The sequence below is a fragment of the Burkholderia sp. WSM2232 genome (genome assembly GCF_000472545.1).
Classification (GTDB): Bacteria; Pseudomonadota; Gammaproteobacteria; order Burkholderiales; family Burkholderiaceae; genus Paraburkholderia.
In genome coordinates this window covers 92,785-105,458 of the sequence record NZ_AWZV01000013.1, presented here as the reverse complement: position 1 = coordinate 105,458, position 12,674 = coordinate 92,785, and the positions used below count along the sequence as shown (strand labels likewise).

General features: G+C 63.1%; 13 protein-coding genes. 8 read left to right on the top strand and 5 right to left on the bottom strand.

Features of this window, described 5'->3' with window-relative positions; all coding sequences use genetic code 11:
• Positions 1–88 precede the first annotated feature (88 nt).
• The 5 genes from F757_RS33500 to F757_RS0113840 all read left to right on the top strand — a co-directional run bounded on the left by F757_RS33500 (position 89) and on the right by F757_RS0113840 (position 3,213).
• The gene (locus F757_RS33500; protein WP_084530846.1) at positions 89–1,111 is read left to right on the top strand and encodes a fatty acid desaturase; all 1,023 of its coding nucleotides are present in this window, start codon (positions 89–91) and stop codon (positions 1,109–1,111) included.
• The gene (locus F757_RS35785) at positions 1,080–1,385 is read left to right on the top strand and encodes a hypothetical protein (protein ID WP_156923609.1); all 306 of its coding nucleotides are present in this window, start codon (positions 1,080–1,082) and stop codon (positions 1,383–1,385) included. Before F757_RS33500 ends, F757_RS35785 begins: the two co-directional genes overlap by 32 nt.
• Positions 1,382–1,861 carry a hypothetical protein gene (locus F757_RS0113850; protein ID WP_027211911.1) on the top strand — a complete coding sequence of 160 codons (480 nt, stop codon included), beginning with the start codon at positions 1,382–1,384 and terminating at the stop codon, positions 1,859–1,861. The genes F757_RS35785 and F757_RS0113850 overlap by 4 nt, the downstream gene beginning before the upstream one ends.
• 76 nt (positions 1,862–1,937) lie before the next feature.
• Positions 1,938–2,579: a TetR/AcrR family transcriptional regulator gene (locus F757_RS0113845; protein ID WP_027211910.1), complete on the top strand. Its 642-nt coding sequence runs from the start codon at positions 1,938–1,940 to the stop codon at positions 2,577–2,579.
• 235 nt (positions 2,580–2,814) lie between these two features.
• Positions 2,815–3,213 (top strand): VOC family protein, encoded by a 399-nt coding sequence (locus F757_RS0113840; protein WP_027211909.1) that lies wholly within the window; start codon positions 2,815–2,817, stop codon positions 3,211–3,213.
• A 33-nt stretch (positions 3,214–3,246) separates the two neighbouring features.
• Here F757_RS0113840 and F757_RS0113835 read toward each other — a convergent pair whose 3' ends face one another.
• On the bottom strand, positions 3,247–3,939 hold the full coding sequence (locus F757_RS0113835; RefSeq protein WP_027211908.1) for an SDR family NAD(P)-dependent oxidoreductase: 693 nt from the start codon (positions 3,937–3,939) through the stop codon (positions 3,247–3,249).
• Positions 3,940–4,105: 166 nt separating this feature from the next.
• On the opposite strand from F757_RS0113835, the gene F757_RS0113830 reads away from it, so the two are divergent.
• Entirely contained in the window at positions 4,106–5,047 is a 942-nt protein-coding gene (locus F757_RS0113830) for a LysR family transcriptional regulator (RefSeq protein WP_027211907.1), read from the top strand.
• 128 nt (positions 5,048–5,175) lie between these two features.
• Here F757_RS0113830 and F757_RS0113825 read toward each other — a convergent pair whose 3' ends face one another.
• The 4 genes from F757_RS0113825 to F757_RS0113810 all read right to left on the bottom strand — a co-directional run bounded on the left by F757_RS0113825 (position 5,176) and on the right by F757_RS0113810 (position 9,537).
• A complete protein-coding gene (locus F757_RS0113825; RefSeq protein WP_027211906.1) occupies positions 5,176–6,591 on the bottom strand; it encodes an MFS transporter in 1,416 nt (471 codons plus the stop codon).
• Positions 6,592–6,670: 79 nt separating this feature from the next.
• Entirely contained in the window at positions 6,671–7,276 is a 606-nt protein-coding gene (locus F757_RS0113820) for a CoxG family protein (protein WP_027211905.1), read from the bottom strand.
• Between the two features lie 109 nt (positions 7,277–7,385).
• Complete coding sequence (locus F757_RS0113815; RefSeq protein ID WP_027211904.1) at positions 7,386–8,843, bottom strand: UbiD family decarboxylase; 1,458 nt, start codon at positions 8,841–8,843, stop codon at positions 7,386–7,388.
• A 256-nt stretch (positions 8,844–9,099) separates the two neighbouring features.
• Positions 9,100–9,537, bottom strand: a complete 438-nt coding sequence (locus F757_RS0113810; protein ID WP_027211903.1) for a PaaI family thioesterase — start codon at positions 9,535–9,537, stop codon at positions 9,100–9,102.
• 377 nt (positions 9,538–9,914) lie between these two features.
• On the opposite strand from F757_RS0113810, the gene F757_RS0113800 reads away from it, so the two are divergent.
• Together F757_RS0113800 and F757_RS0113795 are read left to right on the top strand one after the other, a co-directional pair.
• The gene (locus tag F757_RS0113800) at positions 9,915–10,880 is read left to right on the top strand and encodes a LysR substrate-binding domain-containing protein (protein ID WP_027211902.1); all 966 of its coding nucleotides are present in this window, start codon (positions 9,915–9,917) and stop codon (positions 10,878–10,880) included.
• Between the two features lie 4 nt (positions 10,881–10,884).
• Positions 10,885–12,534, top strand: coding sequence for a class I adenylate-forming enzyme family protein (locus F757_RS0113795; protein WP_027211901.1), 1,650 nt, complete (start codon positions 10,885–10,887; stop codon positions 12,532–12,534).
• Positions 12,535–12,674: the final 140 nt, after the last annotated feature.

Below are 12,674 nucleotides of genomic sequence, written 5' to 3'. Positions count from 1 at the left end.
GCGCAAATACAATCCCGAACAAATTGGTTCTGAGGCCGCCCATTGGTACGTACGATCAGTCGGAACATGCATTTCACCGGCTCAACCGATGGCGATCTATCTCGACGACACCCAGCGCAACGCGATCGCGAGGCTCGCGACGAGCCGCACATGGCGCACGCAATGGCCGACATGGATGCTGGTCGTCGCGATCTACGGCGGATGGTTCGGTGTCGCCACACATGCCCGCGAACTCGGCTTGCCGCTGACCACCGCCCTTCTTGCATTGGTCAGCGCGTGGTACATGTCGTTGCAACACGAGCTATTGCACGGCCATCCCACGCGCTCGCCACGCCTGAATGCACTGCTCGGTTTCGCGCCTCTCGCGGTGTGGTTCCCCTACCGGGTCTATCGCGAATCGCACCTTCAGCATCACGACGATGAAAACCTGACGGAGCCGGGGCGCGATCCGGAAAGCTACTTCGTCGACGGTGAAACATGGGCGCGGGCCGGAGGGGCGATGCGTGCGCTGCTCAATTGCCGTAACACGCTCGCTGGGCGCCTGCTACTCGGCCCGGCGTTTGCCATCGCGGCGACGGCGGTCGATGCGTTGCGCAAAATCAGCCGCCGCGACTGGCGCGATGTGCCTGCCTGGCTCGCGCACTTCGCCGCGCTCGTCCTGCTCACTGCGTGGCTACAGCAGGTTTGCGCGATTCCGGCATGGGTGTTCGTGCTCGGCGTCGGGTATGGGTCGCTGTCGCTCGGCTCGCTTCGGTCATTCCGCGAGCATCGCCCGGCACAGGACTGCGCGCACCGCACGGTTATCAACGAAGCAGGCCTGTTCTGGCGGTTGCTCTATTTGAACAACAACTTTCATCTGGTTCATCACGACTTGCCGCACGTGCCGTGGTTCGCGCTGCCCGCGATCTATCAGGCGTCTCGCGAGCAGTACATCCAGCGCTCCGGGGGGTTTCTGGTCGCGGGCTATGGAGACTGGGCGAGGCAATACACGTTTGCTGCGGCCGAGAATCCGGTGCACCATCGGCCGCAAAGTTTGGAAGCGGCTCAGCATCAAATCCCGACGCAAGCGCAGCCCGCCCATGCGACGCATCGACACACTCAGCACGGCTGAAGGCGTCCATTCGCCCGCGCAGGGGGCTTTCCGGCGTGCGGCGACCTATCGCCGCGATCTATCCCACGCACCTCCAAATGCGAATCATTTGCATTTAGGACAAAATTATCCGATCATGGTGCATGTCACCTGCTGTCCTATTTTCATCATGACCATCCTGTCCGATGTCACCGACTTCCTGCACGCCCATGCCGGCGCACAGACAACGGCTCGGGGCACCCCGCCCGGCGCACGCCGCCGGATATCGCCGTCCTGCCAACCGGAGGTTCAATGAATTTCCACAACCCGCCCGCGAGAAACCATACGCTTTACGATGAATCGTTCACGCAACATCCCGATATGGCCGAACAAACTGTACTGACGGCCGTGCGCACGTGGCTGCGTCCGCAATGCGACAGCGTGCGCCGCAACAGCGACTGGAGCGGTGTGTTGCATGAAGCCGGCATGACCGCGAACGGCATCGGCTACTTCGATATCCTGATGCGCTCGCTAATGCGCGCGTCTTGCCGGCCGCTCGACACCCGTTGCCGCTGCGCGTCCGAACTCGCTAATGACGAAGCCTCGCTGCTGCAGATCATTGCGCTCCTGCAACGAACCCGCAGCGACGCCGCGACGCAGATGCTGAACAACTGGCTGCCCCAGCCGACGGTAAGCACCGTGCTGAAGATCATCCGCTGGTTCTCTATCGCGCTGCTCGACGCGGGCCTCGTCCTGCAGGTGCGCGCCCGCCGCGTGACCTACATGCATTGAGGCCGTGCAATGCGCGGTTGAAAATTCGTCCGCGGTCGCAAACCTGAGCTAACATTCGGCTTTTTCAGGCCGCATCATGAAGACGACCAGGCGTGCGTCCTTAAAGCCGCGCAAGCTGCCGCAGCAAAGCCGCGCGCAACAAACCGTCGCGACGATCCTCGAAGCCGCAGCGCTCGTTCTCGAAACGAAAGGCGCGGACGGGCTCAACACCAATCTGGTCGCGCAGCGTGCCGGTGTCAGCGTGGGGACGCTGTATCAGTACTTCCCCAATAAAGACGCGCTCATCGTCGCGCTGAGCAAACGCGAGCAGGCAGTGTTCCTGGCAGAAGCCGAAGGCGCCTTGAACGAGCGCACGGGCCAAAGCGCATTGAAGCATCTGATCACCGTCTCCGTGCGGCAGCAACTGCGCCGTCCAGCGCTCGCGCGCGTGCTCGATTTCGAGGAAAACCGCCCCGCTATTGCCAGAGAACTGGCCAGGTCCAAGGCGGCATTTCGCGGGGTCATCGAGCAGATTCTGGCGCGCGACGATATTCCACCGCAACCCGACGTGCAGATCACCACCGACGACGTCATGGCGATCATTCGCGCGATTGTCGACGGCGCGGGAGAGCGCGGCGAAACCGATCGCGCCGCTCTGGAACGACGCGTTGGCCGCGCGTTATATGGCTATCTCGGCATTGCGGATGCCACCCCGGCAAAGCCACGAACCCGCAAGTAGGCAGCACACGAAATGCGAGTAGTCGCTCATATTCCGCTCAGCCGCGCCCAGCTGAGCCCTTGCTGCGCCGGGGCCTCGCGTGGATCTTCCCGGCACGCTTCAAATGCGAGTTTCAAAACTGAGTCATTACTCGCAAAATAGATTCCGTGGAGCGCAGCATGCGTGGCCAGCCGCAAGCGAGGCACACGCGCGCCGCGCGCCCCACCATCTCTTAACGTTCTCTGCGAGTTCGACAATGAATCTGTTCCAGGAAGCCAAGCTCAACCACCTGAGCTTTCCCACCACTGACGTGGCCGAAACGGCCGCCTTTTTCGAAAAGTATCTCGGCTGCGAGGTGGTTGCTGCCGGTGAGCATCGCCTGCTCAAGCGCAATGGTTTCGACATTGTGCTGGAGCACACTACCGAAGACACGCCCGTCTGGCCTAAGAACTTTCACTTCGGCCTCGAGGTTGCGAGCCTCGACCAGCTTCACACGCTCCACGACGAATTCGCGAAGGGCGGCGTTCAGATGGAAACGGGCGTCTTCAATAACACGCGCGGCTCGCGATTTTTCTGCCGGGCGCCCGGCGGCTTGCTGATCGAAGTGAACACCCGCGAGGACATGCAGCAGGAACAATGGCGCAAGCTGTTCTGACCGGGGCGGCGGCCTGACGCAGCCGCCCGCGCTTCACCAGGGCACGACTCGTCCAAGGTAATCCAGGTAGTGCAACCCGGAGCGGCCCTCGTAAGCCTGCATGGTATCGAGCAGATTGGGAATGCTCTCCTCGATGCTCAGGCGCGCTTCGGGGCCGCCCATATCCGTGCGCACCCAACCCGGCGCCATCAGCAGCAAAGTTCTCGGGTCATTAGCGTGACGGGCGGCAAAGCTACGCATGAACATGTTGAGCGCGGCCTTGCTGCCGCGATAAACCTCATAGTTGCCGTTCACATTATTGGTGACGCTGCCCTGACCGGATGACATTACGCCGATCGTGCCACGGGGTTCCACCAGATCGTGCAACGCCTCGACAACACGCATGGGACTCAGCGAATTGGTCACCATGACGCGCACGAATTCTTCGGTCGAAACATCCGCTATCGTTTCGCGGTCGTCGTTTTTTACACCTGCATTCACGAAGAGCATGTCCAGTCGCCGGCCCGCGAGGCGCGCGCGCAAATGCGCGACCTGCTCGGGCACCGTGATGTCGAGCGTCTCTACTTCGAGTTCGCCTCGAAGTTCGCGCAGCCTTTGCATCGAATGGGCCCGCGCGGTGGCAATCACGCGCCAGCCGCGTTGCAGATATTCTTCGGTCATCGCGAGGCCGAGACCACGCGATGCGCCTATCAGAAGGACGGTTTTTTGAGGGTGGGTGGCTTCCATGATTTATCCCTTTGAATGACACACTTCCGCATCCATTCGATCGTCGTGCGTCGTAAGCGGCTCGATGGAAAATATAGCCGCGGGGGAGCGTTGCCGGAAGGCGCAGTCCATGCATTGATAACCTGCACGAAACGCCTCGTGCCATGCGCGGGTGTTAGGATTGGGCATGCCCGAAACCGACCTGAATCTGCTGATTGCGCTCGAAACGCTGCTCGACGAGGAAAGCGTGGCAGGCGCCGCGCGCCGCCTGGGGCTGAGCGCTTCCGCCATGAGTCGAACGCTTGCGCGGCTTCGCGCCACCACCGGCGATCCATTGCTGGTTCGCGCGGGTCGTGACATGGTGTTGACGCCGTATGCGGAGTCGATTCGGGAGCGCACGCGAGACGCGCTTCATGAGGCCCGCGCGGTGCTTCGTCCGTCGAAGAGCGAGCCTGAGCTTGCAGCGCTGCGGCAGACCTTCACCATTCGCGCGAACGACGGCTTCGTCGAAGCCTTCGGTTCGCCACTCATCGCTGCCGCAACGCAAATTGCGCCGCATGTGCGCTTGCGCTTTGCGGCCAAACCCGAGAAAAGCGCGACGCATCTGCGCGACGGTTCCGCTGATCTGGAAATCGGCGTGCTCGGCGAAATGGGTCCCGAGGTACGCTTGCAGGCGCTTTTCCGCGACCGTTTCGTGGGTGTTGTGAGAAAAGGGCATCCGCTCGAGCAGGACGGCCAGATAACGGCCGGGCGGTACGTTGCTTTTGGCCATGTGGTCGCGTCACGACGTGCGAGTGCGACGGGCCCCGTCGACGACGCGTTGGCGCGACTCGGTCTCGCCCGCACCATCGTGGCAGTGGTTCCCGGCTTTCCCGCCGCGCTGGCCGTGGCTCGCACTTCGGATCTGATCGCACTCGTGCCGGCCTCGTTCGTCGGCGCTCACCGGGCGCACCTCGGCGCCGGCGCCGGCGCGGATATCTATGCGTTCGAACTGCCCGTCGTGACGCAGACGATCACCGTATCGCAGATGTGGCATCCGCGTCTGGAGGTGGACCCGGTTCATCGTTGGCTGAGGCAACTCGTATTGTCGGTATGTCGCCGACAAGCGCCGATGCCCGACGCACCATGAGACGCACTGGCGCTTCTTCAGCCGCTCATTGCTGCGTCCGGGCGTTCAACCTGGTCATCACCGCCCTCGTCCCTTGATTGCGGCGGGATCGCCGCGCCGCCAGCGAGCGGCGGCGGCGGCTGCCACGATCAGGGCGCGATTTCCTCGAGACTGCGCTCGCGCGTTTCGGTCATCTTCATCGCGCAAATCGCGCCGACCACCGCAACCACCGCGAACATCACGAAGACCGAGCCGATGCCCTTCTTGTGCAACAGCAGTCCGGCAAGCGAAGGACCCACCGCGGACGCGAGCCGCAACCACGATGTGGCAAGCCCCGTGCTCGTCGCGCGCATTCTAGTGGGATACACCTCGGGCGTGTACAGGTACAGCACCGCCGCAATTGAACCGATCAGTCCATAACTCAGCGTGCCGAGCACCATTGCGCTCCATACATCGTGCGCGGCAAAGAGGCCCAGGCATGCGAACAGCACCGCGGCGAGACAGAATGCAGACACCGTCCAGTTGCGGCGGCCCACGCGATCGATTACATACGCGCAGACGAGCAACAGGGCAACCTGAGCGACGTTGGTCATCGACGCAGCTCGCAGCGCCGTTTGCAGCGGCAGGTGATAAACCGAACGGTACAAGGTGGGCAGCCAGTTATTCAGACTATTGGCGATGAAAAAGGCCGTGGCCCACAGCACCCATACGACGAGCGTGCGTCCGCGATAAAACGGCGAAAGCAGTTCGCGCCAGCCCGCACGCGGGTTGATCGCCTGCTTGTTCGCCTGCCGCTGCGGGCCGGGTTCAATGCGGCGGTTCGTGCTGGCTTCCATTTGCCGGACCACGGCCTCTGCTTCGCTAAAGCGTCCCTTGGCGATCAGCCAGCGCGGCGATTCGGGTAGACGCGCAATCAGCAGCGCAATCGCGAGACCAGGCACTGCGCCGATCCAGAACATGATTTTCCAGCCGACGAGAGGCACAAGCCACGCTCCGATCTGCCCCGTCGCCATCAAGCCAACGGGGAAGATCAACTCGTACAGCAGAAAATACTTGCCGCGGCCGTGGGCGTTGGAAAGCTCGCTGATATACGTCGCCGCGACAGGCATCTCGCCGCCCACGCCGATTCCCTGAATGAACCGGCACACCAGCAGCATCGCGAAACTGCCGCTCAGCGCGCAGCCCATGCTCATCACCGACATGATGGCGATTGCGATGGTAGCGCTGCGAATCCGCCCGCGCCGCTCCGCGTACCAGCCGAATGTCAGCGCGCCAATGAACTGGCCCACATAGCTCGCGCCGATCAGCACGCCGATTTCCAGCGGCTCGATGTGCCATAGGCCGATCAGCACCGGAAGCACGAAGGCTATCGACAGCGCGTCGAATGCATCGAAAAACGTCGCGCTGCCCACGATGATGCGCGCCTTCGTATGCCAACGCGAAAACGGCACGCTCTCTATCCGGCGAATCAGCGCCGCGCTTTCGCTATCCGCTGCGGACGCGGCGGCTCTCGTTTGCGCTTCTTCACGTCTCACCGCGCCTTGAAGCGCATTGCCTTCCTGCATCGTCGTCTCCAGTTACGAGTGCGCCGCGCGGGCCGCGAGCAACCGCGCCCGTGCCTCGTCGCGCGCCCCGTCGTTGTTATCAATGCAATGCGTACACCGCGATGAGCGAAAGGACCACCACTACGCCGAGCGCCCATGTCCAGTTCCTGCCGGCCCATGCGGGCTGGGCGGCGGCATCGGCACTATTCGCGTGTGCGTGGACTTCCGGCTCGCCGGCAACTGCACCGCTCGCTGCCTCCTGCTGCGGTCCGATGACGGCTGCCGTAAAGCGGCCAAAGAAGTCCTCGGCCATTTTTCGCGCGACGCCGTCGATCAGTCTTGCGCCTACCTGCGCGAGGCGCCCGCCCACCTGCGCATGAGACCGGTACACGAGCCGCGTGCCGCCGCTGTCGGCAACCAGATCGACATGCGCGCCACCTTTGCCGAAGCCCGCTGCGCCGCCCGATCCTTCGAATGTCATCGAATACGACTTGGGCGGCTGCAGATCGGTCAGTACCATCTTTCCCTTGAAGCGCGCCTTGATCGGGCCGACGGTCGCGGCCATCACCATCTGAAACTGGTGTTCGTCCACGCGTTCGAACGACTCGCAGCCCGGCACCGACGCCTTCAATATCTCCGGGTCGTTCAACGCAGCCCACACGCGTTCACGCGGCAGCGGCACAATGCGTTCGCCTGTCAGTTCCATGTAGATCTCCTTGTCGGCCACCGTCGTCCATTAGGCTCGACGGCGCTTCCGTCGACGGCGGCTTGCATGATGTTTATCGGGCTGTCGCGTTCAACGGTTTGGTCGCGCGTCAGCCGAGAATGTGTTGCCACTTCGCACGCGTTTTGTCCTGCAGTTCCTTGCTGGCCTCGGCGACCTGCGGGAACTCCGCGAGAAAGTCGAACGGCCGGCAGCCGTCGATAATCGCCTTCGAGTTGAACGGCGCCTTGTATGGGTTGGCAATCGACATGGGATCGTTTTTCGACCCCATGCCGCGTTTGACGATGTCGATATCGATGTCCGGATCCGTACGCGTGGCGACGGCCCACATTACCTCCTGCAGATTCGCCGGATCGATGTCCTCGTCGACCACGATCGAATAGCGCGACATGTACGCGCCCACACCGCACTGGCTGAGAATGTGTGCGGCCTGCCGAGCGTGCCCCGCATAGCGTTGACGGATCGACACCACATTGAACATGCGCGCGCCGCCGATCTCATGGGCCCACACGCCGGCCACATCGGGCACGCCCGCTGCCTGCAAAGCATCGACGAGCAGCGCGGAACGCATCACGGCCTTCGAATAGGAGTAGTCGTTAGGCGGTTTGGCCGGCGGGCTGCCCATGATGATGGGGTTGTTGCGATAGTAGATGCGCTCGATCGTTACCACGGGCGCCGTTTCGGCCTTGCCCGGGTAATAGCCGTGGAATTCGCCGAACGGGCCTTCCACCTTGACGTCGCCGGGATGCGCATAACCTTCGATTACGATCTCCGCTGCGCTCGGAAACGGCAGCCCCGTCAGTTGCCCGCTCACCACCGAAACCGGCTGCTTCAGGATCGCGCCGATGTAGTTGTACTCGCACATGCCAAAGGGCACTTCGATACCTGAAATCAGGTAGCCGAGCGGATCGCAGCCGATCACGATCGCCACCGGAAACGGCTTGCCCGCCTTCATGTGCTTGTCATACTGAATCGCGCCGTGCTTACCCGGAATCATGTCGAGGCCGACGTGGTTGCGATCGTGGATCATCACGCGATACGTGCCGACATTGATCCAGCTCGAATCGAGGTCTCTCGTCACCACCATGCAGCCAGTGCCGATATACCGGCCGCCATCTTTTTCATGCCACAGCGGCGCGGGAAACGAGAAGAGATCGACGTGTTCGCCCGACTGGATGTTGTCGAACACCGGGCCGCCCGCGACCGTCACCGGATCGTATTCCTGCGCGTGCTGCTGCCACTGCTTCGGCTTGCCTCGCAGTGTCTGCACGAGCACCTGGTGCGTTGCCTGATGCCCGACGCGCAGGATCGACGAAAGTCGCGCAGGACTCGCCGTGCTGCATGTGAGCACCCGATGTCCTTGCGGGTAATCCGTGATGTCGTCAAAGAGCAGCGCCGCGGGCCGCTCCTTCTTCACGTTCAACTCGCTGATCGCGCCGAGTTCCAGGTTCCAGTCCGCGCCCGCTACCTCCGTCAATTCGCCGAGCGCGCGAGCCTCGTCGAGCCACGCTCGCAGATCGAGCGAATGGGATGTCGAATTGTCTGTCACGTCGTGTGTCTCCGATAAGCGGGTAATGCGCGGCTGCACGCGCTTTCGTGTGTCCCGTCGTGCGCGCCGTCGTGTGTCCCGTCGTGTGCCCTGTTATGCGTTCCGTCCGGGTCCCGTGGTGCGCGCCGCGTTCGCGCAGCGCCTCCTGACTGGATTGATCGTCACATTGAGGCAAGCGTGCGCCTCACGCAAACGACCATCCTTCATGACAGGGATGAGAAGGATTCATGGGCTCGCCAACGCGGCTCACCGCCCGTCAATCGAGCGCGCCAGGCGTGGCTCCCGACGGTTCGCGCCGCCCATAGCCGCCCGCATATTTGAACGTGCCCTGGGCGGTGGCGATGAGCGTTCTCGAATCGATCCACGCCTCGCCGCGCGCGAAATACACAGAGCGTCCCCTGCGCTCCAGGAAGCCCTTGCCGATCAGCGTGTCGCCTACTCCCTTGTCGAGAAAATTGAGCGTCAACGACAACGTCACCGCGTGTATCGCCTTGTCGGGATCGGCGCTATACAGCCCGGCGTAACCGCAGGCCGCGTCAAGCAAGGTCGCCACCACGCCGCCTTGCAGCACCCGCTGCCGGTTCAGCAGTCCGGGCTGCAAATGCAGACGGAATTCCGCATAGCCGTCGCGCCACGCCGTGCGCGAGACGCCGAGGCTCGCGAGAAACGGATTCTCCAGCACGTCGATATTCACTGTTGTTCTCTCCCTTGCGCGCGCGAGCGGCCCTGCTCCCAAGCATCCAATGCTGTTCGCGCGGCCCGGCCTGGCGCGGCCCGGCCTGTTCAGGTTCCGGGTTTGTAACGATTGATTAATGTGCGCCGATAGACGACGCTTCGCTCGACCGGACCAAGAGTGCATGAGCGCTTTCCACGCGCGCAAACTAACTTTTCTCATGCCGGCATGAAAAAGTTTCATTTCCTCGGGGTGCGCAACCGGCCGATCATCCAGGCATTCGCCGGGCTTTCGTCCGGGCCGCAGGCAGGCAGTACCGCGCGCCTGCTATGCGCCGCACGCGCCCGATGAAACCGCTACGATCCACTACCTCTCGTTCCTGCTTGCGCTGACATCAGATGAGACCCTATATCCCCTCGCTTCAGAGCCTGCTTGCATTTGAAGCCGCTTCGCGGCACCTGAGCTTCACCCGCGCGGCCCAGGAACTCGAGCTGACGCAAACGGCCATCAGCCACCAGATCAAGACGCTGGAGGACCGGCTGGAGGTGAAGCTCTTCGTGCGGCGCCGTAACGTGCTCACGCTGACGCCGGCAGCACGTGAGTATCTGGATTCCGTGCACGAGGCGATCAATCTGCTGTCCATTGCCACGGCTCACGCGCGCAAGAAGAAGCCGAGCACGGTCCTCACCGTCACCTGCCTGCCCACTTATGCAGTCAAATGTCTGATTCCCGCGCTGCCTGAATTCCAGCGCGCTTACCCGGACATCACGGTGCACGTGGCAACCAGTTCGACGTTCAACGAGTTCGACCGCAACAGTTACGACGTCGCGATCCGTTATGGCTCCGGGCGTTGGGCGTCCGCGCGCTCGGACCGGCTGCATGGCGAAGAATTCTTCCCGGTGTGCTCACCCGCGGTGCTTGAAGAAGCCGGCAAGTTCGGCTCGGTAAGCGAAGCGCTTGCGCGCATGCGGCAGATACGTACGTATTTCTATTCGATGTATCAGGACGACTGGCCAGCATGGCTCGAGGCGGCAGTGCACGAGCCGGTGGAATTCGCGGGCGAGTCCGTGTTCCATCTGCAGCTTACGTCGCTTGCCGCGGCGGTCGACGGTGTAGGCATTGCAATCGGGCGCACGCCGCTCGTGAACAGCGACCTCGCAAGCGGCAAGCTCGTTGCACCCTTCGGAGTGCGCGTGCCGTCCAACTCCGCGTATTTCGTCTCGTCGCCCAACGACAAGGCACGCACGAAAAAGGTCGAAGCGTTTCGCGAGTGGGCGCTCGCGCGGCTCGGCGAAAACGCCGATCGCGCGAGCGTGCCGGCGCCATTCGAGGCAAGCTCGCCGTCCGTGCCCGAGCCCTGCTGAGTTCATGTCACGCAATCATCGCCCAACGAACGACCCGCCCTTCCGCACTGTCGCGGCCCTGCTCGCAGACCACCGGCGCCGCACGCCCGGCAAGCCCGCCATTGTCGATGTCGAGCGGCGCGTGAGCATGAGCTTTGAAGAGCTGGCGCACTCCGTCGACGCGATCGCAAGACACCTCGCGCGGCGCGGCGTGACGAAAGGCACGCGCATCGTGCTTGCCGATTGCGATGCGCCCGACAAACTGCTGCTGTGGCTCGGCGCGTGGCGACTCGGTGCCGTCGTATGTCCGCTGGACGTACCGTTCATCGGCGAAGAAACGGCGCGCAAACTGCTCGACACGATCCAGCCGAAACTGATCGTGCGCCCCGCGGAAGCGGCCGAAGCGGCCCAAGTGGCCGAAACGGCCGAAGCCGCCGACACCGCCGTCGCGCGAGTGCAGGCGCGGCTCGCGCGCTTCGTTTCATGGACCTCGCGCGACGGCGCCACCGTCCCCCACCGCGACGACACGTTCTCGCTCAGACACAGCTCTCCCGACACCACACCGCTACCGGACGGCGCAACCATCTATGCACCGGGCGACATTGCGTCCATGTGCTGCACATCCGGCACGACGGGCATTCCGAAGATCGTCGTCTACGATCACCAGTCGTACTGGCTCAACGGCCTCGACAGCATCGACCTGCTCGGTTCGAGCCGCGACGACCGCATGCTCGAATACCGTTCGTTCGACTGGTATTCGGCGCAGATACTCAGCTTCATTCCGTTCCTGCAACTAGGCTCGACGCTCCACGTCGCGCGCCGTTTCTCGCGCAGCCATTTCGGCGAGTGGATTCGCGAACAGCGCATTACTCTGTGCGCCGGCGTACCCACCGTGCTGAACATGCTGCTTGAAGCGCCGCTCGACGTGAGCGCCGACACCTTTGCTTCGCTGCGTGCGATGACATGCAGCACGGCACCGCTTTCGCCCGTTCAATGGGCGCGCTTCGAAAAGCACTACGGCATTCGCATCCTGAACCTGTATGGGTCGTCCGAAGCGGGCTGGATGTGCGGCAACCGGCTACAGCGTCGCAAGCCAGGCACGGTCGGCTATCCCGCTGCGCATATCAGCGTGGACATCGTCGATGCGAATGGCCTGCCTTGCCCGGTGGACGTCGAAGGCCAGGTTGTCGTGAACGGTGCGAAGCTTGCGCTCGGCGTATTGCAGCCCGACGGCTCCCTGCTGCCGATTCGCGGCGCACCGCTTTTCACGCGCGATATCGCTTCACGCGACGCCGACGGCTTCGTGCGCATGGCGGCTCGCATGGACGATCTGATCATTCGCGGCGGCGTAAAGATCGTGCCGCAGCACATTGAAGACGTGATGCGCATGCATCCGCACGTGCAGGACGTCGCGGCGCTCGGCGTGCCCGACCCGCTGTACGGACAGGAGACGGTCTGCTTCGTGGTCATGCAGCCGGGCACCGCGGCGAACCTGGAAGCGTTGCGCGCGCATTGCCGGCAGCAGTTGCCGCGCGAAAAGATGCCCAAGCAGATCTATGCGATTGCAACGCTGCCGCGCAGCGCGCGCGGCAAGATCTTGCGCGACGCGTTGCGCCGGCAATGGTGGGGACTCGTCAACTCGCGGCCGGATCCGGCAGAACAGGAGCAGGAGTGAAGTGGAAGGCCGCCTGACATGTCCCGCCTCGAATGCCCCGCCTTCAATGCATTCAACCTGCCGTGGCAAGCACGGGACACACCGTCTCGCCGCCGGCCTGGCACTCGGCGTGCGCTGGGCTATTCGCGTGTGCGACGATC

Excerpts from the sequence above, each read along its gene's own strand:
- F757_RS0113825 (WP_027211906.1), bottom strand. The coding sequence starts at position 6,591 with ATGCAGGAAGGCAATGCGCTTCAAGGCGCGGTGAGACGTGAAGAAGCG.
- F757_RS35785 (WP_156923609.1), top strand. The coding sequence starts at position 1,080 with ATGCGACGCATCGACACACTCAGCACGGCTGAAGGCGTCCATTCGCCC.
- F757_RS0113795 (WP_027211901.1), top strand. The coding sequence starts at position 10,885 with ATGTCACGCAATCATCGCCCAACGAACGACCCGCCCTTCCGCACTGTC.
- F757_RS0113820 (WP_027211905.1), bottom strand. The coding sequence starts at position 7,276 with ATGGAACTGACAGGCGAACGCATTGTGCCGCTGCCGCGTGAACGCGTG.
- F757_RS0113800 (WP_027211902.1), top strand. The coding sequence starts at position 9,915 with ATGAGACCCTATATCCCCTCGCTTCAGAGCCTGCTTGCATTTGAAGCC.
- F757_RS0113835 (WP_027211908.1), bottom strand. The coding sequence starts at position 3,939 with ATGGAAGCCACCCACCCTCAAAAAACCGTCCTTCTGATAGGCGCATCG.
- F757_RS0113830 (WP_027211907.1), top strand. The coding sequence starts at position 4,106 with ATGCCCGAAACCGACCTGAATCTGCTGATTGCGCTCGAAACGCTGCTC.
- F757_RS33500 (WP_084530846.1), top strand. The coding sequence starts at position 89 with ATGGCGATCTATCTCGACGACACCCAGCGCAACGCGATCGCGAGGCTC.
- F757_RS0113840 (WP_027211909.1), top strand. The coding sequence starts at position 2,815 with ATGAATCTGTTCCAGGAAGCCAAGCTCAACCACCTGAGCTTTCCCACC.
- F757_RS0113845 (WP_027211910.1), top strand. The coding sequence starts at position 1,938 with ATGAAGACGACCAGGCGTGCGTCCTTAAAGCCGCGCAAGCTGCCGCAG.
- F757_RS0113850 (WP_027211911.1), top strand. The coding sequence starts at position 1,382 with ATGAATTTCCACAACCCGCCCGCGAGAAACCATACGCTTTACGATGAA.